Raw genomic sequence first — 21,783 nt, 5'->3', positions numbered from 1 at the left:
ACGCATCTGAATATAATGAAACATCAGCCCATATTGACGACAGGTGCTTGAGCAATGGCCTTTCTGTCTTCAAACACTAAAGGACTAAGTGGACGAAATCCAAAGGTGCTGCTGATAAGATTGTTTGGAAACACTTCGCGGTCATTGTTGTAGAACATCACGCTATCGTTATAATGCTGACGCGCAAAGCCAATACGGTTCTCTGTATTGGTGAGCTCACCCATCAACTCTTTAATCATACTGTCCGCTTTTAATTCCGGATACGCTTCCACGACAGCTGAGAATTGCCCCAATGCTTTGGAAAGCATACCTTCTGCTTTAGCAAATAATGCCATATGCTCAAGTGAGTCTGGTTGATGCTTATTAGAGTCTTGCAAGCTTTGGGCATGGTTACGTGCGCTAATCACGCGGCTGAGTGTCTCTTCTTCGTGGGTTAAATAACGCTTAGCAGTCTCTACTAAGTTTGGAATCAAATCATGACGGCGCTTTAGCTGCACATCTATCTGTGCAAAGCCATTCTTCGCTTGGTTGCGCGCCCGTACCAACTTGTTAAATATCGATACACCAAAAACAACGACTAGCACCACAATAATAATAAATAGCCAAACGAATATTTTCATAAATGAGCCTCAAATCTTTCAGTATTAATATCAGCGTTGATAAAAGTTAATACATATTATTTTAACCTATCTTAATCAATGAAACGCCAGAATCAGACGAAATGCAGGCACAAAAAAAGCCCTTTGCAATGAAGGGCTTAGTACATCATATAAACTTTTTAAATGGTTTATCAAAGCAGTTATCAAATTTTAAGCAAAAAAAAGCGACTCCAAAAGCACATCCTCGGCACACATCATAACTATTACCGTTGCTACCTTCCGGTCCTGGCGGGATTCATAGAACAATGTTGCGAGGCTACCAATGGAGCCACCAGTTGCAGATTATACAAGAATTTTTCAGTATTACAACCCCTATCTCAAAACTGTTTAATTACCATAGCAAACAATTGCGATATTTAGTGACAAAATTCTCACAAGGACTCGTCTAAATTTTGCTATTTTAATTAGTGAAGCTAATGCCTAACAAAATAAAATGAATGCCTATAGCTTCTAATATAGATCGCAATTCCTATTTGAACATGATCTGTGTCAATATCATTAATTTTACTTAGGAGATAATTATGAGAAGCACTTTACTTAATAAAGTAGCTCTTACTACTGGTACCGCTTGCCTACTAACCGCTATGATGGGCAGTGCGCATGCAGAACCAACTGGTTATGATCAACTTAGCTTCCAAACGGAAGTTAAAGAAGAAGTCCAAAATGATGAAGTGCGTGCCAGCATGTATAAAAAAGCTCAAGCTACGAATGCTAAAGCACTGGCCACGACTCTCAACACTTCAATCAATAACGCTATGAAAATTGCTAAACGCTACCCTAGTGTGACAGTCAGCACCGGCCAGCAACGCACTTATCCACGCTACGATAAAAACGACAAAATTATTGGCTGGACAGGACAGGCAAATATAGATCTTAAAAGCACAGATTTTGCAGCGACTAGCCAGCTTATTGCTGATTTGCAAGAGACCTTAGTGATGGATAATCTAAATTTTGGGGTCTCAGATGATAAAAAAGACGCGCTAGAGCAAAAGTTAATGACTGATGCTTCTCGTTCTTTTCAAAAGCAAGCTAAAAATCTAACACGCGCTTGGGATGCTCGTGGCTATCGTGTAGTGAATGTTAGCTTAAACACTGGTAGCAACTATCCTCGTCCAATGTATAGCAGCATGAATATGAAAGCTGAGGCAGCAGATGCATCAGTTCCGAGTCAGAGCTTTGAGTCTGGTAACAGTACAATATCGGTCACCGCTAACGGTACAATTGAGCTTACCAAATAATTGAACTAAGTGGGCAAAACATCAGCTAATTAAAGTTTAGTTTGATTACAGTATTTTCCAAGCAAAAATAAGGGGCAATCACTATTGATAGTGATTGCCCCTTTATACAAATTGTTAAGCTACATTGACCATTAAACCATTCAGCACTGATAAACCTTTGAGCACTGATGTTTTATTTGGCTACTTTACCTAGCTATTGCCTAGATATGTTAGTAAAAGCATCGTTAGTTATAGGTTGGCTATTCTGTGCTTTTTGCAGATTGATTTCCTTTTGACGCAATTTTAACATTACTTTTTGATGCCATGGTAGACGCTGATAAGCAAGCATTTGCGCGGCAATTTTCTTTTTATTCTGCAAGATTACCGTATTTTGTATTACGTAAATAATACGCTCAATTTGGCTAAGCGTTTGCCCTGCTTCATTTTTGATAACGGCTCGAATACTATGCGTACCCGGTAAAATATCTACCGTTGCGATAGATGCACTCAGGCCTTGCGCCACTTCATTATCATCAAGATAAATTATTACTTGATCGCCAGCTTGTAGCACAGGCTTTAGTTGTAGTTTGACATCGATACTCTGTGCAGGACGGCGATAAGCACGTGCTTCGCTCGGCTCTATCATGGTCAGCTGATATCTCACTCGTGCAGATTTGGTAGCAGGAGATGCAGTCTGTTGTGAGACTGCTGGAGAATTTGTCGTTTGAGATGATGTGATAGCTCTGCCATTAGAACCAGCACCTAAGCTGTTACTAACATTATTATCGTTAGCAGTATTATTAGCAGTAACATTAGTAACAACATCGGTTTGGCTGACTTGTTTATTGGCCTGATTTTCACAGCTTTGCGGACGATCAGTAAAAGTTACGTGTCCAGTTTTTTCATCTACCACTTTATAGATGGGCGCGGCATTAATCATCGGTGCATAAAGGCTGACTGTACCAATGAACACACCTGCTAACAACCCAGTTAGCTTGATATTTCTAAACTGTGAACTGTCTTGTTTTTTCATTTTATTTTTCGAATGCGTATACATAGTTAGCCAACCTAATAAGTGCTTATTATTAATATATGATTAATACTATTATGCGGGATTTTTAACGCTAAATCAGTAGTGATTTTTAGGAAGCTTATTATTTAGTTTTACAAGTTCTTTTAAAAAAGAAAAAACCAGCTAAGATTTACTTAGCTGGCTTTTATTACTCAAATTATCTGAGCGCTTTAACTGTTAACTAGCAGCTGTAATATAAATCAAATTCAACTGGATGCACAGTAACATTGACACGCTGTACTTCTTCTTCTTTTAGCGCGATAAATGCTTCTAGCATCTCTTCAGTGAATACATCACCTTTTAATAAAAACTCATGATCATCACGTAACGCTTGTAGCGCGACCTCTAAGCTTTCAGCAACCGTTGGGATTTGCGCTTCTTCTTCTGGAGGCAAATCATACAAGTTTTTATCAGCGGCATCACCTGGGTGCATCTTATTTTGAATACCATCAAGGCCAGCCATCAGTAGCGCTGCAAAAGTTAAGTACGGGTTAGCTGCTGGATCAGGGAAGCGTGCTTCAACACGAACGGCTTTTGGGCTACTAACATGTGGAATGCGGATAGACGCTGAGCGGTTAGAAGCAGAATATGCCAGTTTGATAGGCGCTTCGTAATGTGGCACTAGGCGTTTATAACTGTTAGTCGAAGGGTTGGTAATAGCATTCAGAGCGCGGGCATGATGAATGATGCCCCCAATGAAATATAGTGCTGTCTCAGACAGACCAGCATATTCATCACCAGAGAAAGTGTTTACACCGTCTTTTGAGATAGACATATGTACATGCATACCAGAGCCGTTATCACCGACCACAGGTTTTGGCATGAAAGTTGCCGTTTTGCCAAACTGATGGGCAACGTTATGAACGACGTACTTTAACTGCTGCACTTCGTCAGCTTTACGTACTAAAGTGTTGAATGCGACACCAATCTCTGACTGACAAGGCGCAACTTCATGATGATGGACTTCGATACAGCCTTCACCGATGATTTCTTCTAGACGCTCACACATGACAGAACGCATGTCCTGTGAGCTATCGATTGGTGGTACTGGGAAATAAGCGCCCTTAACACGTGGACGGTGTCCCATGTTACCCCACTCATAATCGTTGTTAGTCGACCATGCTGCTTCTTCAGCAACGATCTTATGGCTGACGCCTGACATCTCAATCGACCATTTTACTTCATCAAATACAAAAAACTCAGGCTCAGGACCAAAGTATGCAGTATCACCAATACCAGTCGATTTTAAGTATTCTTCAGCACGGCGAGCGATAGAACGCGGGTCGCGGTCATAGCCTTGCAAAGTCGTTGGCTCAATGATATCGCACGTGACTACAACGGTGACTGCATCAAAGAAAGGGTCAAGAAAAGCAGTATCTGGATCAGGACGCAAAATCATATCTGAAGCTTCAATACCCTTCCAACCAGCGATAGATGAGCCATCAAACATTTTGCCATCTTCCATTACTTCTTCGTCGATAGTAGAAGCTGGAAAGCTAATATGTTGTTCTTTACCACGAGTATCGGTAAAGCGAAAATCAACCCATTTTGCGCTAGATGATTTAATAAGATCCAATAATTTATTAGACATGAATAGTCTCCCTTGTGGTTATCATGTTGTTACGTTTTAAAGAGCTGTGCTCACTGTTATATTTAGGTATTAGCTCAGACTCATGATTGTGATATCGATCAATCACTTTCCTCTACCGCTTATAAGCTTACACGATGCTGGCGCTATTTTAGCAATATCTGATCAATAATGCTGAACAGTTATAACATCTCAACCAACTCATCTGCTAGATTTTAACCTTAAACTTATAATAATGAATGGTACGAGATGAATTTATATTAGCATCCTAATTGTAATATAAGGGTGCAAACCCTATGCCAAATTTATTTAGCAATCACGACCTAAAGTTAATTTTGTATGATAAACCATGGTAGGTATAGGATAAGTCTAAATTCAGCATCAAAACTATATATATGCCAACTCTATCACCTGCACAATAATAGGCGTTAATGATATGAAAAATGCACTAAATTAGTGCTCAAGTATTTTTTTGGTTTAAATTGGTGCGCAAAAAATCTTTATTTTTCTACAATAAGGTTAGTATTTAGTAAAATACGCTTGTAATAAAAAATAAAACCTCTAAGAACAGCTGGATAGATAGGTGTCCCGTTTGATACCCACTAAAATAGTGGTAAGATATCAAGCTTCTATAAAATTTTGCCTGATAAATACGAGCATAATAGTAGAGCGTTTATAAATTATAACCATACCAATAGATTGAGAGCATAATGATTCTGATGATCGATAACTACGACAGCTTTACGTACAATATTGTACAGTACTTCGGTGAATTACAGCAGGACATCACCGTCTGGCGTAACGATCAAGTCACAATCGAACAGATTAAAACCCTTGCTCCCGATGTCATCGTCATTGGCCCTGGCCCTTGTGATCCAGATCGTGCGGGTATTTCCTTAGAAGTGATTGATACCTTTAAAGGCGTTGTCCCTATCTTGGGGATATGCTTGGGTCATCAAGCGATTGGGCAAGCATTTGGCGGACAAGTGGTCAAAGCCGGTGAAGTCATGCACGGACGCTTATCAGCTGTTTATCATACTGGTCAAGGCGTTTTTACCGACCTACCTAACCCATCACAAGTGACGCGTTATCATTCCCTCGTGATTGATAAAACTAGCTTACCGGATTGTTTAGAGATGACTGCGTGGACACAAAACAAGGATGGTAGCATTGAAGAGATTATGGGCATACGTCATAAAGTTTTCGCAATCGAAGGTGTTCAATTCCATCCCGAATCCATCTTAAGTGAAGCAGGATATCAGCTGCTTAATAATTTTTTGCGGACCCATAATCTGGCAGTATTATCTGCAGATGAGTTGCCGCAAGTGGGCTAGCTGACTATTAAAACTGGATTTAAAGTCTAAACCGACAAAACCAATCCAAACATCTAATTAAAACCAATGTAAAAAATAATAAGAAGTGAGACCTTAATGACCACTGCTAATTTACAGGAAAACTATAAACCAGCTGCTCATATACCAGATGATATTGCTCAGCTTTCTGATGAAGGCGTTCATCAGTTATTGACCACTGCCTTGGGTAGAATTTTTCAGCATATTGATTTAACTTTCGACGAGATGTATCAAGTCATGCTCATTATTATGCAGGGCAGATGTAGCAATGCCATGATGGGTGCTATTTTGGCTGGTCTGCGTATGAAAGGTGAATCAATTGATGAAATTACTGCGTCGGCTAGTGCCATGCGCGCGTTGGCTGCCAATATTGCACCAAAGAACTGTGATTATTTAGTTGATATCGTCGGCACAGGCGGCGATGGCGCTAATTTATTCAACGTATCTACTGCGTCAGCCTTCGTTGTCGCTGCAGCTGGTGCGCAAGTTGCTAAGCATGGCAACCGCGGAGTATCGACTAAGTCTGGTAGTTCCGACTTACTTGAGCAAGCGGGTATCAGTTTGGCACTTACGCCTGAACAAGCGAAAGACTGTATCGAAAATGAAGGTATTGGCTTTTTATTTGCACCCAACCACCATAGTGCCATGCGTTATGCCAATCCGGTACGCCGTGAGCTTAAAGCACGGACCATTTTTAACATCTTAGGGCCTTTGACCAACCCAGCTGGGACACCTAATTTAGTCATTGGTGTATTTACTGCCCAGCTGTGTGAGCCTATCGCTAAAGTCATGAAAAATTTAGGCGCACGTCATGTCATGGTTGTCGGCGCAAAAGACGGTTTGGATGAAATCAGCCTTGCAACTTCGACCACGGTCGCTGAGTTAAAAGACGGTGAAATATCAGTCTATGAGATGATGCCAGAAGATGCTGGCATCGAATCACAAACCCTTATCGGTCTCGATGTCGACTCTCCTGAGCAAAGTCTTGAGCTGATACGCGCTGCTTTATCGGGTGAGGACACCCATGATCGTGCTGTGCTCAAAGCGCGTGATATGATTGCACTAAATGCAGGAGCGGCGATATACACCGCAGGACTTGCCAGCAACTACTCGAATGGTGTGAGCCGAGCGCAAAAAGTTATTCAAAATGGCGATGCTTTGACTAAGCTTGAATCATTAGCCAAGTATACACAGCAGCTAATAGCTAATGCTTAACTTATACAACATTGTTAAAAGATACAAACCTAGTAATCACTGTGTATTTACATTCAACGATATTCGGATAACAGTATGACCACAACCAATACAGATATTCCCTCAGTGTTACAGCATATTGTCGCGACTAAGCAGATCGAGGTAAAAGCGGCTCGTGAGGCGCTATCTCTTGAAAATCTCCAAGCAAAAGTAGCCGCTGATAATAAATCACGCCGTGGCTTTGCAGCAGCCCTACGAGCTGCCAGTAACAAAAACAACGGTATCGGCATCATCGCTGAAATTAAAAAAGCATCACCATCTAAGGGCATCATTAATCATAACTTTGCGCCCGCTTTGTTTGCTCAGCAATATGAGCAAGCTGGTGCCAGTTGCTTATCTGTATTGACTGATCGTGATTATTTTCAGGGTGATGACAGCTATCTTATCCAAGCTTCTAACGCTACAAGCCTGCCTATATTGCGCAAAGATTTTATGATTGATGTTTATCAAATTTATCAATCTTATTTGATGGGTGCAGATTGTGTTCTGTTAATCATGGCTTGCCTTGACGATACCCAGTTACAAGAGCTACATGCGCTGAGTATCGAATTAGGTATGGATGTATTGATTGAAGTACATACCAAAGCTGAGCTTGAGCGCGCACTCCAGCTGCCACGTTCAGAACACAATATTTACGGCATTAATAATCGTGATTTAAATACTTTCGATGTCAATTTGCAAACTACTCTCGATTTAAAAAATATTTTAATCGAAGCTTTGGCTACTGACGCTGATAGTACAGCGCAGAAACCACTTATCGTTACCGAAAGTGGTATTCATAGTAGCGATGATATTCGTTTGATGTTAGACCACGATATTCAGCATTTTTTAATTGGTGAGCGGTTCATGAAGACCGATCACCCTGGACAAGCGTTACAATCCTTACTTGCGGGCGTCGCAGCAGACGAGTAAAGTAACTGAAATAGCTTAATTTAAGATTAGATAGCTTTTAAAGGGCTAATAAACAAATCACTCATTCATTAACCAACGATACGTTAACTTTTATGGCAAACTCTCTATTTTCAAAAGAAATGCAAGATCAGCTCAAAGAGCTCAAAGGGCAACTGAGCAAAGGTCATGATACTACTTCACCTGATGGCGTAGATCAAAAGCCAACAGAACCTGTTTCATTGCTAACTCAAAAGCAAGTAAAGAAAACAGTCAAACAGTTAGACAGTGAACATATCGATGATGATAAAGTTCTGTTTATGCAAGCGATGCACGGCGTAAATCAACTTGATGATAAGAACGTTCGTTCACCAGCCAACGCATCAAAAGCACGCAAACCTGATGCAGCTACTCTCTCAAAACGTGCAGCTGCTCAAGGTGGTAAAAGTAGCGATTTGGGTGCAGGTTTATCAGATATGCAAGCGCTACTTAACCCTGTGGCAGCTGAAGCTTACTTATCATATAAACAGCCTACGCTGCAAAATAAGATCTTTACTCAGCTGAAACAAGGCAAGCTACGTTGGTATGACGCCGTAGATATTCATGGCTGTACTATTGAGGAAGCACGTGCTGCTATGACTCAATTGCTAAGCCAAGCCAAGCAGAACAATGAGACTATGGTGAAAATTGTCCATGGCAAAGGTAGCGAAGCTATTCTGAAAACCTGTGTAAATGGTTGGCTACGTCAGTTACCAGAAGTATTAGCTTTTTGCTCTGCCCCGCCAAAAGATGGCGGTAACGGTGCAGTACTGGTACTACTCAAAAAATCTAAAACAGATGGCGAATAGCTTTTAGTGTTAGATCAGTAAAAGAGATGAAAAGGACTGCAAATGGCAGTCCTTTTTTGTATAAATAAATCCTATATTTCTTTAACAGCAAGCTTTAGATAAACATCTAGACTATTTTTAGGCACGTTTTTTATTAGAGTGAATCCATTATGAGCACACAGATTATTGAGAGCCCTCAAGAGCTAGAAGAACACATCATTAAATTAATTGCCATTGAACCAAGATTTGCGCTTGTCTATGAGCAAGTTGGTGTGCCTAGCCTTAGGCACAATGCAGGTGGGTTTAAACAATTGATGAGAGCGATGGTCGGTCAACAGTTATCTGTGGCAGCTGCTGCAAGTATTTGGCAACGCTTGGTTGATGCTGATTTGACCAATCCACAAGCGATTACTGAGGCAACAGACGAGACCTTACGGACACAAGGTTTATCTAAACAGAAAATTCGTTATACTCGATCTTTAGTAGATCATGATATAGATTTTGTAGCATTGGAAACTATGACGAATGAGGACGTGACTAAAACCTTAACCGCTGTTACGGGCATCGGACGTTGGACTGCTGAGATGTATTTATTGTTTTCTTTGAAACGAGCAGATGTGCTTGCAGTCGATGATTTGGCGATTAAAGTTGCAGCAATGCAGTTGTTAGATCTCACAGAACGTCCAACCCCAAAACAATTGAAAATTCTGATCGAAGTATGGTCACCGCATCTTAGCGCCGCAAGTTTACTACTATGGGCGCACTACGGCCTCTTACGTAAGAAAACTGCAGTGCCTTTATAAACGCATAACTAACAAAACGTTAAGTGACTTCCTTAAATGACCCTCTAAGGCTGATTCCATATAGAAAGGCTGAAGTTCTTTTTGGCGTGCCTGAACTTACGTTTTGCTAAAGCATAATTACTCCCTTTATGGGATTTTTTTCCATCAGCCTTTCTAATTCTTTCTTGTTTCTTATTAGCTGCTTTATCCTTTTTAGTACTGTCGACATCTTTGTTTAAATCAACAGCATTATCTTGCTTGCCATCCGTATCCGTACTGGTATTACTTCCATTTTCTGAATCTGCTAATAGTTCAGCTGTATTATTTTGACTATCGCTGTTTTCACTATGATTTTTTCCATCATCACTATTTTCAATATCGTTTTCCATATGCTGTTCAAGCTCAGCTTGGTTAACGATCAATTGCTGCGTTGGCAATGCGTGTTCGACTTTATATTTTTTCACTTGAGTTAATACATCAACGAATACTACGTTTTGCTTATCATAAAATTCCATTACATCATTAGCATTGATGTAGGCCTGTAATTGAATGACATAACAATCTTGACGCAGCTCTAAAATATTGACTTGGTTCCATTCTTGGTTGGTCAAGTAATGCTCATTTAAAAATTCATCCAAGTCTTTTACCATTTTAAAGACAACTTCGATATCAGCAGTACGCTTTAGATATAACTGATGAAAAAACCGGAACATATCGCGAGAGGTAAAGTTCTCAATTTGCATAGACGAGAAGTCACCATTCGGTACAGTAACAATTGTACGAGATAGCGTACGGACACGTGATGAGCGAATACCAATATCAACTACCGTACCTTCATAAGTACCAAACTTGCAATAGTCACCTATCCGAACTGGCGAATCTGCTACCACTACGACACTACCAACAAGGTTCTCAATCGTCTTTTGTGCACCAAGCGCTAAGGCTAAACCACCCACACCTAAAGCAGCGATACCAGTCGTCAAATCGAAGCCCAAATTACCAAATATGACAATAACAGCGAATATTAATAACAGCGCTTTGACAACTTTACGCAGTAGACCCAAAATGGAGACACGTTCAGTATAGTTTTTCTTATAGCTTAAGTTGACAGCACGAGTAAAAATCGCATCGATTACTCGTAGTAGTAACCAAGTTATAGCGAGCCAAGAAGCGATATCAGTAAAACGATTGACTGGCTCACGCAGTGTTACTGACACGCCAGCATAAACCATCACTTCAGATAAGATGAGTGCCATAATCACGACAGCCAGTGGCAGTATAACCTTGTCAGGCACAGGCAGTGGCACATCGCGTACTCGTGGGTAGGCAATTTTTAGCAAATGATACAGTATCCAAACCATGATATAAGTCAGTACAAAGCTACTGATAATCATAGTTAGTGCAGCGACCAGATCCGTCAGCTGATAGCCAAATATTTTTTTGCCTTCAAGCGAGTCAATCGTATAACGCGAGACTAAAGTAGGATTGGTATTTTCTAAAACTTCTGGTATTGAATTAAGCGTATCAGTGGAGAATTGCCAGTACTGCTCACCTTGCTTGGACACGACCCTCTCAAGCAACAGCGGCACACTTTTTTCACCAATATTAATACTACCTACATTTTCTTGGCTTGGCGGCAGCTGGTCAGTTAAATTACCCTCAGGCGTATTATTGAGCTGCAAGTCAGCCTGAAAGCGACCACCAGCGTCAAGCGCCTGTTTGAACTCCCGCACAGCTGTCGTTGGATTGTCAGATTTGGATAAATTAAGATAGTTGCTTGCTAGTAAGTAGTCATTTTCACCTAGCGCACTGATAAACCCTTGTACCGTATGGCGTGGTGTATCACGTCCAAACGAATCTGGCAACGGTTCGCGTACAGTCTCTTCACTACTACCACCTACACCAAGCGCACCAGCTCCCGCTTCAGCAGCAATAGCGGTATTCGGCAATACCATACTCAATATCAAAGCAATCAAAAGTGACACTATCATTAAAGATGTTTTGCTTAATGAGATTGATGCAATAGCAGAGTTTAGATAACACTTAATAGACAAAACAAACCTCTTAGATTTATGAATAGCACAACAAAAAACAGAAAAAACCTGCCGCTATGATAGCAATTATTTGCAACATCAGTACTTTTGATTGCGCGTTTTATCGTAACCTACGTTAGTAATTTATTTCTTATTCCGTGGCGCTACTTTGCTAATATTCCTTATAAAACGACTCACAAATTGATTGTGATAATCTTTAGATGAATAAATAGCAGCTCATCATGAAATCCATTCAGCTTACCGTGAAGAAACATTAGGTTAAAGTTGTTTATAAAGCAGTAACTTTTATAGATAATGAGCACAGCTGTCACCTTATGACATTTTTGGTAATTTTGGCTCGATAACTTTTGGATTAATTATGACTTTTTTACGTTCAACTTCGACTACTTATCTTCGTTTGAGCATTTTAAGCGCGCTTGGTCTTCTTGCAGTCAACACAGCGATAGCAGCGACACCTGAAATCAACGATAGCGAATTGCCACAAGTTGAGCTTGATAAAATCGTCGTCACAGCCACACGTACACCGACTAAGACTAGCAATGTGATTGCTCAGACTCGGGTGATTGATAAAGAAGACTTACAACGCTATCAAGGTCAAACAGTCACTGATATATTGAAGAATCAGCCTGGTATCAACATTACGCAAAGTGGCGGCATGGGCACAGCCAGCAATTTTTATATGCGTGGCTTTGATAGTAAGCAAGTATTGGTGCTTATCGACGGTATACGATATGGTTCTATCTCTTTAGGCAGCCCATCACTGAACTTGCTATCAGCAGACCAAATTGATCGCATTGAAATTTTATACGGCGCCTCAGGTTCTAGTATTTACGGTTCTGATGCCATGGGCGGTGTCATTCAAATTTTCACTAAGGGCAATAGTGTAAAACAATCCAATGTTTCTACTACTGTTGGTTACGGCAGCAACAATCACTATCAAGTCGGCGTAACAGGTCAGCTCAAAAACGATACTTCATCATTGAGCTTAGGCGTCAGTCGTAATGAAACAGATGGTTTTAACGCGATTGCTAACCCTAGTACTTATGATTACAACGCAGATGACGATGGTTTTGAATCTACCAATGCAAGTTTGGCACTACAGCACAGGCTTTCAGATTCCTTAAGTGCTGGACTCAGTGCATTGTACTCTGACTCTACCACTGATATTGACTCGGCAGGAAACGTTTTTCCTAATTCGTATTCAGATCAAAAAAACGGCAGTGCGAATGCGTTTCTTCAATACAAAACGCCTTTAACTGTCAGCAAACTTAGCTACGGACAAAGTATCGACAAATCCACCTCTCATGATGCCAACTCTATTAATTATCAAGAAGGTAGCCAGTTTGATACGACTCAAGAGCAGGCACGTTTAGAGACCAGCATTAATGCGCAACCTGGTACAGTTATCATGGGTGCAGAATGGTTATCGCAGAAATTAGATGCGTCAGATGTTTTAGATTTTTCAGGCTTTCCTGCCCCTGCTATTCAAACCGCTTATGACCCTGACGACAGAACGGTCAAAAGTGCTTTCATTGGCTATCAATTGTCAGAGTCTTATTACGACCTGCAAGCCAACTATCGTGTAGATGACAACTCTCAGTATGGTAATGAGAGTACCTACAATTTGGGAGCAGCTATACATCCATTAGCAGGTATGAGAATTGGTGCAAACTATGCAACTGGTTTTCGTGCACCTACTTTTAACGATTTATACTGGCCTGGTTTCAGCAACCCAAATCTGAAGCCTGAAAGGACTGAAAACACTGAAGTATTCGTTGAATATACAAATGACGCTCAGACTTCACGATTGACAGGCTATTATACAGATGCAGAAGACCTCATTGCTAATGCTACAAACATCAATGAAGCGAAAATCAAAGGGTTAAGCTTAACCTCAGATTGGAGCATGAATGCATTTATATTTGGTCTTGGTTATGACTACTTAGATGCGAAGGACAAAACCTCAAATAGTGTCAACTATGATCAACAACTTGCCTACCGTCCTAAAAATAGCGGTTTGATTTATATTGGTTATCAGCAACCTATGTTTGATGTTCGTCTCGAAGCCAAACATACTGATGATAGATATACTGCCGAAAACAATGAACTTGATAACTACACGTTGCTTAATTTAAGCGGAGCTGTTTACATTAATCCTAATCTTCGCGCTAACTTGCGTGTAGATAATATTACTGATGAGTATTATACCATTGCGAGCCAATTCGGTAATGAGTACGCCACAGAAGGCACTAGTTATTTCACCTCACTAACTTATAACTGGTTCTAAGTTTATTTAAAGGTATAAAAAGCCAGTATTTGTTTAAATACGAAAAGGTCATCAATCGATGGCCTTTTTTAGGTCTATTAAAACTGCAAAACTATATATACCTTTATTACCTAACATTTATGTTATCCAGTAGGTGACAATCGCAGACTCATCTATTACAATAACGACCTCCGAGAGGTGTTGCACCATAATTATTGATCTTTGTATTCAGGCTATAGAGCCATACAAATCATAAACTATGTTAGGCTCGGTTAACTGTTGAGTGTCCATCATTTTGGATACTGACAGCGCAAACAACGGCACCTGCGTTTTTATTCTTTTTATCTATTAACTGATAGGAGCATATTATGGACGCAGTGTCTAACATACCATCTGCCCATACGATCAATCCCTCTTTTACTGACTATAAAGTTGCTGACATCAGCTTAGCTGACTACGGTCGCCGTGAAATCTCCCTTGCTGAAGCCGAAATGCCTGCCCTAATGGGTTTGCGTCGTCGCTATGAAGCTGACCAACCGCTCAAAGGCGCAAAAATCGCCGGCTGTATTCACATGACCATCCAGACTGCTGTCCTTATCGAGACACTAGTCGCGTTAGGTGCTGAAGTACGCTGGACTTCATGTAACATCTTCTCAACTCAAGATCATGCTGCTGCGGCTATTGCGGCTGCTGGTATCTCTGTTTATGCTTGGAAAGGCGAAACCGAAGAAGAGTATGAGTGGTGCTTACGTCAACAAATCCATGTTGGCGGTGAAGAATCAGGTCAGCTTTGGGATGCAAACTTAATTTTGGATGATGGCGGTGATTTAACCGCGTTGATTCACAATGATTATGCCCAAATGCTTGATAGCATCCATGGTATCTCAGAAGAGACTACTACAGGTGTGCATCGCTTGGTTGAGATGCTCAATAAAGGCACGCTAAAAGTACCAGCGATCAACGTCAACGACGCGGTTACTAAATCTAAAAATGACAACAAATACGGCTGCCGTCATAGCTTAAATGACGCCATCAAACGTGCTACTGACATGTTCCTTGCTGGTCGCCGCGCTCTAGTTATTGGTTATGGTGATGTGGGTAAAGGCTCTACGCAAAGTCTACGTCAAGAAGGCATGATTGTACGTGTCTCAGAAGTCGATCCTATCTGTGCCATGCAGGCATGTATGGATGGCTTTGAAGTATTATCACCTTACATCAATGGCGATAACACTGGCGGCGCAGAAAATATCAACAAGCGCTTGCTCGAAGATACCGACATGATTGTCACCACTACTGGCAACTACCATGTTTGTGATAGACACATGCTAGCCGCATTGAAGCCGGGCGCCGTGGTCTGCAACATCGGTCACTTTGACACCGAAATCGACACGCAATTTATGCGTGACAACTGGCGCTGGGTTGAGATCAAGCCACAAGTGCATCAAATCTTCCGCTCAGACGATGAAAACGATTATTTGATTTTGCTTGCTGAAGGTCGTCTAGTAAACCTAGGTAACGCAACCGGTCACCCATCACGTGTGATGGACGGCTCATTTGCCAACCAAGTATTGGCACAAATGTATCTGTTCGAAGAAAAGTTCGCTGACTTGCCAGTTGATGAGCGCACTGACAACTTATACGTCAGAGTATTGCCTAAAAAACTCGACGAAGAAGTCGCTGCTGCGATGGTTGCAGGTTTTAACGGTACGCTAACCAAGCTGACTGAAAAGCAAGCGGAGTATTTGGGTGTGCCTGTCGAAGGTCCGTTCAAGCCTGACGCTTATAAATACTAAAAGGAGCTAGCCTGTGAGTAAGCCTGCTTTCTCCTTTGAGTTTTTCCCTGCTAAGACAGAGCAAGGCCACGAAAAGCTACTTAGCACTTACGATGAGTTGAATAAGCTATCACCGACCTACTTTTCGGTAACGTATGGTGCTGGCGGTTCAACTCGTAGCCGCACCTTAGATATCGTACAAGCATTATGTGCACGCGGTGAGACAGATATTGCGCCGCACATGTCTTGTATTGGCGATGACAAGACTGAAATAGCCGAACTCTTAACGCATTATAAAAGCTTAGGTATCAAGCGTTTGGTAGCCCTGCGTGGTGATTTACCCTCAGGTCAGGTCGGCATGGGTGAGCTGCCGTTTGCATTAGACTTAGTTAAGTTTATTCGTGAACATTCAGGCGATCACTTCCATATCGAAGTGGCTGCGTATCCTGAAATGCATCCACAAGCACGTAGCTTTGAGTTTGATATTGACAACTTGGTCAATAAATACCAAGCTGGCGCCAATGCTTCGATCACCCAGTTCTTTTATAACGCTGATAGCTATTTGTATCTGCGTGATACTTTAGAGAAGCGCGGTATCGATACAGTAGTACAGCCATTGGTGGCTGGTATTATGCCTATTACTAACTCTAGTAACCTAATGCGCTTTGCTGATAGCTGTGGTGCTGATATTCCACGTTACGTGCGCAAGCGATTGACTGATTTCGGTGATGATCGTAAAGCTATTCGCGAGTTTGGCTTTGATGTCGTCTATCGTCTGTGTGAGCGCTTAATCAGCGAGGGCGTACCTGCCATGCATTTTTATAGCATGAATAAAGTTGAGCCCAACAAGCGCTTAGTTGAAGCTTTAGGTCTTACTTCCCAGATTTAACGCAAATTCTTCTAATGGCTGGCATTCTTTGGAATGCCAGCTTTTTTATGCTGTTCATTAATTTTGCATATCAATTAGATGGTTAAAAAATTTACTCTTATACTAAGCTCTATTTACTATAGAGATACTTTTACCTAAACAATATTCTGCTAAGATATTGAGAAAGATTATTGTTTGAAATACAGGACTAAGTGATTGTGCGACGTTTTTTTTATGCTATAAGTGATGAACGCGATGCCAGTAGCAACATCGATATCAATTACCCTAAACTGAGTACTTTATCTGTTGGCTCAGAGCTTGCATTAACAGAAGGTATCGTACATCACTGGTGCCGCGTATTACGTGCAAATGTTGGTGACCAAGGTATTCTGTTCGATGGTTTTGGTGGTGAATATCGTGTACAGCTACAAGAGATTAGTAAAAAGCACGCAACCGTCACCTTATTAGCACATTTAGATGATGATCGTAGTGCGCTTGTCATCAGCAAAATCGGCTTAGTGATGAGTCGTGGCGAACGTATGGACTATGCAATTCAGAAAGCCACTGAGCTAGGCGTGACCGCTATTCAGTTGTTAAGCAGCCATCATGGTGAAGTTAATTTAAAACCTGCGCAAGTAGACAAAAAGCTTTTACACTGGCAGCAAGTAGCTATCGCCGCATGCGAGCAGTGCGGATTAAATCGACCGCCGCTTATTCTTGCACCTCAGTCTATTGACCAATGGTTGAAAGCAGATACAGCTATTAACGCTGTGAGCAAAGTTACTGCTAACAGTATAAATGAGAATACTGAGAAAAATATTAACGGCCTGCCCGTCAGCCCTATTGTCGCGGCACTAAGCCAAGATGCTTACTATCAGATATTACAGCAGCCAGCAGACTTACGCTTACAAATGAGTGTGCCAGCAGCAGGACAACCCGCTATGCCTGAGTCCTTGTTAGCAGTACTGAAACGCGAATCACCCTATATCAAGCTATTGATTGGCCCTGAAGGTGGACTGAGTGACGATGAGCGTGCGCAAGCAGAAAAAGCTCACTTTTCCCCTTGGCAAATCGGTAATCGAGTACTCCGTACAGAGACGGCACCTGTAGTCGCTCTAGCCACATTAAATGCGCTTTATCATCAACATTAATAAACAAACATACTCATTTATTATTAAAAATAAAATCCAGTGAGTGAATGCCTAATGACTATCTTACTCGCTAAGCTTATGAAAATGTGCATGACTACCACCTTGATTGACTATTGAGTCTCAATTATGACTACCTTTGTTCCCATCTCACCATCGATTAAGCAGCAATTATTATTGGAGCTGTGTGAGCGCTTGGAAGATGCCGTATTTATCCTAGATGCAAATCTACGCTATATGTCAGTTAATGCTGCTTATGAAGCAATGATTGGTTTTGAAGAGCCATTTATGATTGGTCGACCACTTGGTATATATGCCGCTGAATTCCTATCAGAGAAAGAGCGTTCTATATTACAAGATATATCTAATCGACTGGATGACGATGGTTTTTATGAAAATAATTTTTCCCTATTAAACCGCTACGGTCGAACACTTAACTGCCATATATCTTACCGTAGGATCTATGTCGATGAAACCGTTTATTATGTAGGAATGGTGCGCGATATCTCCTCAGTCGTAGAAGACCAACAACAAGTCGCCCATCTACTTAATCACAATCAGCTGACAGGTCTACCCAATCGCAAAGTGTTTTTGAGTCAGACCAATGATGTATTGATGGATAGCTTCCAAGAAGTGGTTATTATTCGAGTAAATATCGACCGTTATCGTATTTTGATTAACAATCTCGGACAAGACAACGTCGATGCCCTTATCAAAGAATTTGTCGCTAGAATCAATGGCCTTGAGCTTAATCAACTACTGTGCTTTTCACACTTAGGTGGCGATGATTTTGGGTTGTTATTCGAGTTTACAGATGCCCATATGGTACGCCATGAGCTCGATAGCCTGATGCATATGTGTGAGCGACCGTTTGTCTTAAACAGCACTAGTATCTATTTGCAAATCTCCGTCGGCGTCAGCTATTACCCTAAAGACGGTAATCAATTGAGCAGCTTACTAAACAAGGCTGAAAAGGCTTTACAGTATGCTAAGGAGCATGGAGGCGATGATGTTTGGTGGTATAACGATGAGCTAAACTGTCCATCAATTGATAGTATGCAGTTAGAGACCGAGCTGCGTGAAGCGATAGTTGCTAAGCAGTTCATAGCATATTATCAGCCTAAAGTAGCTCTAGATACTGGGGTTATTACTGGTTTTGAGGCATTGGTACGCTGGCAACATCCTACACGCGGGCTACTACAACCAAAGGACTTTATTGAAGCTATTATTAAACATAAACTGTCATTTGATTTATTTCGCCAAATGGCTTTTCAAATTGCTGAGCAGCTATGCACTTGGGAGTCAATGAACTTTACCCAACATGTCTGTATTAATGCGGATGCTGCTGAATTTAGCCATCCTGAGTTTTTTGACTTTGTAAGCAATCTCTTTACTCAATACTCTATTCAACCTCACCAGTTGCATATTGAGGTCACTGAATCTTCTCTGATGCTACGGCACGCTAGTGTTAAGCAACAGCTTATTGCTCTAAAAGCACTGGGGGTCTGTTTAGCACTCGATGATTTTGGTACTGGCTACGCCTCGCTCAGTTATTTGCAAGAATACCCTTTTGATTTTATTAAAATTGATAAAAGCTTCATTGATAAAATCGTTGATAACCGTACGCAGTCCGCTATAGTTAAAGCTATATTAGATTTGGCTATTGCTTTAGATATGAGCGCTATCGCTGAAGGAATCGAGACCGAACAACAGCGCGATTTGTTATTACAAATGGGCTGTAAGTATGGACAAGGTTACTGGTTTGGTCGGCCCATCTGCGCTGATATAGCAACCAAAATGTTGAGGCATTCGTCTCTTCCGAATACAGATCTCAATTAGTTTAGACAATCGTTACTACTATATAGATTGGCTTATATAGCTTTTTCTCGCACCTCTTCGCACCATAGTTAGCCCTGTTTTAGCCCTGTTTTTTTGTTCGCTAACGTTGATTATATAAAGGATGCAAGATGGGTTGATGACTTATCAGTATTACAACCAAACTTGTATAATTCCCAGTGAACGCCTATCTTTTGTGGTGAATTTACTAATACAGTCATAATTCTTTTATCATTTTTCAACGTTATTTTATATGACCGGTGTCGTTGCTTCTAGTCATTAGTGTAGGCAAGTCTGATACCAGTAACATACTAACAGCTAAGATATCAATAAATAGAGTCGTTCATTCGCTGTCGGTCATACCCAAAAAAAGGACAGGAAGTTATGCAGTACAAAGCCCCTTTACGTGATATTCAATTCGTCATGCATGAGTTACTTGATAGCGAAAGCCACTATAAACGCTTACCAAAATTTCAAGAAGCTGACCGTGAACTAATGGACAGCCTGTTTGAGATGGCTGCAAGTTTTGCTGAAAATGAATTGTCACCGCTAAATCAAAGTGGCGATGCTGAGGGCTGCCAGTTTGATAATGGCAAGGTTACAACGCCTAAAGGCTTTAAAGAAGCTTATAAGCAGTATTGTGAGCTTGGCTTCCCTGCACTCTCTGCTGAAGAAGAGTTTGGTGGTCAAAACATGCCATTTTCATTATCTACGGTCATCAATGAGATGGTAGGTACGGCTAACTGGTCATTCTCTATGTACCCAGGTTTATCACATGGCGCTATCCAAACCATTGAGCATCACGGTACTGATAGCCAAAAAGAAACGTATTTAGAAAAAATGGTCACTGGCGAATGGTCAGGTACTATGTGTCTTACTGAAGCACATGCAGGCTCTGACTTGGGTATTATCCGTACCAAAGCTCAGCCGAATGACGATGGCAGCTATAGCATTACTGGTCAAAAGATTTTTATTTCAGCTGGCGAGCATGACTTGGCTGAGAACATTATTCATATCTGCTTAGCGCGTTTGCCCGGCGCACCTGCTGGCACTAAAGGCATCTCATTATTTATCGTACCAAAGATAATGGTTAATGAAGACAATAGCTTAGGCGAGCACAATAACGTTGTCTGCGGCTCTATCGAGCACAAAATGGGTATCAAAGCCTCAGCCACTTGTGTCATGAACTTTGATGGTGCAACCGGTTATTTGATTGGCCCTGAAAACCGTGGCCTACAGTGCATGTTTACTTTTATGAACGTGGCACGTATCGGTACTGCTGTTCAAGGTCTAACTGCTGCAGAGTATGCGTTCCAAGGCTCACTTACTTATGCCAAAGATCGTTTAGCAATGCGTTCACTATCAGGTCCTAAAGCGCCAGATAAAGTCGCTGATCCTATCATCGTGCATCCAGCTGTCCGTAATATGCTATTGACTGAAAAAGCCTTCGCTGAAGGTGGCCGCGCACTAGTATACTATCTCTCTCATTTTGCAGATACTGTCGCAAAAGGCGAAGGCGATGACCTTAAGTTTGCGGATCAAATGCTGTCATTACTGACGCCAATTGCAAAAGCGTTCTTAACTGAAACTGGTCTAGAAGCCGCTAATCATGGCGTGCAAGTCTACGGTGGTCATGGCTTTATTAGCGAATGGGGCATGGAGCAAAACGTCCGTGATACGCGTATCGCCTGCTTGTACGAAGGTACTACTGAGATTCAAGCGCTTGATCTACTTGGTCGTAAAGTCTTAGGCTCACAAGGCAAATTGCTTGCAAACTTTGTCAATATCATTCAAAATTTCTGCGAAGATAATAAAGACAACGATGAGATGGGCCAGTTCATCCGTCCACTTGCCAAGCATTTAAAAGAATGGGGCGATTTGACTGCACGTATTGGCATGCAAGCAACTGAAAACCCAGATGCCGTTGGCGGTGCTGCCGTTGATTACATGTATTTCAGTGGATATGTTACCCTTGCCTATTTATGGGCACGTATGGCATTGGTTGCTCAAACTGAGATTGCAAACGGCAACAGTGAACATGCCTTCTATGACGCCAAGGTTAAAACAGCACAGTTCTATTTTGCTAAGTTGTTACCGCGCACTACTACGCATGTACAACGTATCAGTACTGGTGTTGAGCCGTACATGAGCATGGACGTTGATCAATTTGCTTTTTAGAATCAAGCCTAGATAAATTCTA

At 41.4% G+C, this 21,783-nt stretch carries 16 protein-coding genes and 1 other RNA gene; 12 read left to right on the top strand and 5 right to left on the bottom strand.

All coding sequences use genetic code 11. The annotated features are described in order from the left end of the window. Positions 1-23: 23 nt before the first annotated feature. A complete protein-coding gene (locus AK825_RS06260; RefSeq protein WP_068035500.1) occupies positions 24-620 on the bottom strand; it encodes a LemA family protein in 597 nt (198 codons plus the stop codon). Positions 621-827: 207 nt separating this feature from the next. Then, positions 828-924: signal recognition particle sRNA small type (ffs, locus tag AK825_RS06255), an RNA gene on the bottom strand. Between the two features lie 256 nt (positions 925-1,180). Between ffs and AK825_RS06250 the strand changes: the two genes are divergently transcribed. After that, entirely contained in the window at positions 1,181-1,897 is a 717-nt protein-coding gene (locus tag AK825_RS06250; protein ID WP_068035498.1) for an SIMPL domain-containing protein, read from the top strand. Positions 1,898-2,090: 193 nt separating this feature from the next. On the opposite strand, the gene AK825_RS06245 is transcribed toward AK825_RS06250, so the two are convergent. Then, positions 2,091-2,933: a DUF4124 domain-containing protein gene (locus AK825_RS06245; protein ID WP_227514125.1), complete on the bottom strand. Its 843-nt coding sequence runs from the start codon at positions 2,931-2,933 to the stop codon at positions 2,091-2,093. Between the two features lie 196 nt (positions 2,934-3,129). Continuing rightward, positions 3,130-4,539 (bottom strand): type I glutamate--ammonia ligase, encoded by a 1,410-nt coding sequence (gene glnA / locus AK825_RS06240; RefSeq protein ID WP_068035497.1) that lies wholly within the window; start codon positions 4,537-4,539, stop codon positions 3,130-3,132. Between the two features lie 707 nt (positions 4,540-5,246). Here glnA and AK825_RS06235 point away from each other — a divergent pair. The 5 genes from AK825_RS06235 (at position 5,247) to AK825_RS06215 (ending at position 9,660) form a co-directional block, all read left to right on the top strand. Next, a complete protein-coding gene (locus tag AK825_RS06235; RefSeq protein ID WP_068035495.1) occupies positions 5,247-5,870 on the top strand; it encodes an aminodeoxychorismate/anthranilate synthase component II in 624 nt (207 codons plus the stop codon). A gap of 96 nt (positions 5,871-5,966) precedes the next feature. After that, positions 5,967-7,103 carry an anthranilate phosphoribosyltransferase gene (trpD, locus tag AK825_RS06230; protein ID WP_068035493.1) on the top strand — a complete coding sequence of 379 codons (1,137 nt, stop codon included), beginning with the start codon at positions 5,967-5,969 and terminating at the stop codon, positions 7,101-7,103. Positions 7,104-7,178: 75 nt separating this feature from the next. Continuing rightward, positions 7,179-8,054 (top strand): indole-3-glycerol phosphate synthase TrpC, encoded by an 876-nt coding sequence (gene trpC, locus AK825_RS06225; RefSeq protein ID WP_068035491.1) that lies wholly within the window; start codon positions 7,179-7,181, stop codon positions 8,052-8,054. Between the two features lie 92 nt (positions 8,055-8,146). Beyond that, complete coding sequence (locus AK825_RS06220; RefSeq protein WP_068035489.1) at positions 8,147-8,878, top strand: Smr/MutS family protein; 732 nt, start codon at positions 8,147-8,149, stop codon at positions 8,876-8,878. Between the two features lie 149 nt (positions 8,879-9,027). Then, complete coding sequence (locus AK825_RS06215) at positions 9,028-9,660, top strand: DNA-3-methyladenine glycosylase (RefSeq protein ID WP_068035487.1); 633 nt, start codon at positions 9,028-9,030, stop codon at positions 9,658-9,660. 44 nt (positions 9,661-9,704) lie between these two features. Here AK825_RS06215 and AK825_RS06210 read toward each other — a convergent pair whose 3' ends face one another. Continuing rightward, entirely contained in the window at positions 9,705-11,630 is a 1,926-nt protein-coding gene (locus tag AK825_RS06210; protein WP_203226495.1) for a mechanosensitive ion channel family protein, read from the bottom strand. Positions 11,631-12,051: 421 nt separating this feature from the next. Here AK825_RS06210 and AK825_RS06205 point away from each other — a divergent pair, with 421 nt between their 5' ends. The 6 genes from AK825_RS06205 to AK825_RS06180 all read left to right on the top strand — a co-directional run bounded on the left by AK825_RS06205 (position 12,052) and on the right by AK825_RS06180 (position 21,761). Beyond that, complete coding sequence (locus AK825_RS06205) at positions 12,052-13,980, top strand: TonB-dependent receptor (protein WP_068035483.1); 1,929 nt, start codon at positions 12,052-12,054, stop codon at positions 13,978-13,980. 347 nt (positions 13,981-14,327) lie between these two features. Beyond that, positions 14,328-15,752 carry an adenosylhomocysteinase gene (ahcY, locus tag AK825_RS06200; protein WP_068035481.1) on the top strand — a complete coding sequence of 475 codons (1,425 nt, stop codon included), beginning with the start codon at positions 14,328-14,330 and terminating at the stop codon, positions 15,750-15,752. A gap of 13 nt (positions 15,753-15,765) precedes the next feature. Further along, positions 15,766-16,620 (top strand): methylenetetrahydrofolate reductase, encoded by an 855-nt coding sequence (locus AK825_RS06195; protein ID WP_068035478.1) that lies wholly within the window; start codon positions 15,766-15,768, stop codon positions 16,618-16,620. A gap of 197 nt (positions 16,621-16,817) precedes the next feature. Further along, a complete protein-coding gene (locus AK825_RS06190) occupies positions 16,818-17,750 on the top strand; it encodes a 16S rRNA (uracil(1498)-N(3))-methyltransferase (RefSeq protein WP_068035475.1) in 933 nt (310 codons plus the stop codon). A 126-nt stretch (positions 17,751-17,876) separates the two neighbouring features. Beyond that, the gene (locus AK825_RS06185; protein ID WP_068035473.1) at positions 17,877-19,586 is read left to right on the top strand and encodes a GGDEF domain-containing phosphodiesterase; all 1,710 of its coding nucleotides are present in this window, start codon (positions 17,877-17,879) and stop codon (positions 19,584-19,586) included. A gap of 381 nt (positions 19,587-19,967) precedes the next feature. Continuing rightward, a complete protein-coding gene (locus AK825_RS06180) occupies positions 19,968-21,761 on the top strand; it encodes an acyl-CoA dehydrogenase C-terminal domain-containing protein (RefSeq protein ID WP_068035471.1) in 1,794 nt (597 codons plus the stop codon). Positions 21,762-21,783 lie beyond the last annotated feature (22 nt).

It is taken from the genome of Psychrobacter sp. P11G5 (genome assembly GCF_001593305.1).
Classification (GTDB): Bacteria; Pseudomonadota; Gammaproteobacteria; order Pseudomonadales; family Moraxellaceae; genus Psychrobacter.
This window is presented reverse-complemented; position numbering and strand designations above follow the sequence as displayed.

Excerpts from the sequence above, each read along its gene's own strand:
- AK825_RS06210 (WP_203226495.1), bottom strand. The coding sequence starts at position 11,630 with ATGATAGTGTCACTTTTGATTGCTTTGATATTGAGTATGGTATTGCCG.
- AK825_RS06180 (WP_068035471.1), top strand. The coding sequence starts at position 19,968 with ATGCAGTACAAAGCCCCTTTACGTGATATTCAATTCGTCATGCATGAG.
- AK825_RS06250 (WP_068035498.1), top strand. The coding sequence starts at position 1,181 with ATGAGAAGCACTTTACTTAATAAAGTAGCTCTTACTACTGGTACCGCT.
- AK825_RS06205 (WP_068035483.1), top strand. The coding sequence starts at position 12,052 with ATGACTTTTTTACGTTCAACTTCGACTACTTATCTTCGTTTGAGCATT.
- AK825_RS06235 (WP_068035495.1), top strand. The coding sequence starts at position 5,247 with ATGATTCTGATGATCGATAACTACGACAGCTTTACGTACAATATTGTA.
- AK825_RS06260 (WP_068035500.1), bottom strand. The coding sequence starts at position 620 with ATGAAAATATTCGTTTGGCTATTTATTATTATTGTGGTGCTAGTCGTT.
- trpC (WP_068035491.1), top strand. The coding sequence starts at position 7,179 with ATGACCACAACCAATACAGATATTCCCTCAGTGTTACAGCATATTGTC.
- AK825_RS06185 (WP_068035473.1), top strand. The coding sequence starts at position 17,877 with ATGACTACCTTTGTTCCCATCTCACCATCGATTAAGCAGCAATTATTA.
- AK825_RS06220 (WP_068035489.1), top strand. The coding sequence starts at position 8,147 with ATGGCAAACTCTCTATTTTCAAAAGAAATGCAAGATCAGCTCAAAGAG.
- AK825_RS06215 (WP_068035487.1), top strand. The coding sequence starts at position 9,028 with ATGAGCACACAGATTATTGAGAGCCCTCAAGAGCTAGAAGAACACATC.
- AK825_RS06245 (WP_227514125.1), bottom strand. The coding sequence starts at position 2,933 with ATGTATACGCATTCGAAAAATAAAATGAAAAAACAAGACAGTTCACAG.
- trpD (WP_068035493.1), top strand. The coding sequence starts at position 5,967 with ATGACCACTGCTAATTTACAGGAAAACTATAAACCAGCTGCTCATATA.
- glnA (WP_068035497.1), bottom strand. The coding sequence starts at position 4,539 with ATGTCTAATAAATTATTGGATCTTATTAAATCATCTAGCGCAAAATGG.
- ahcY (WP_068035481.1), top strand. The coding sequence starts at position 14,328 with ATGGACGCAGTGTCTAACATACCATCTGCCCATACGATCAATCCCTCT.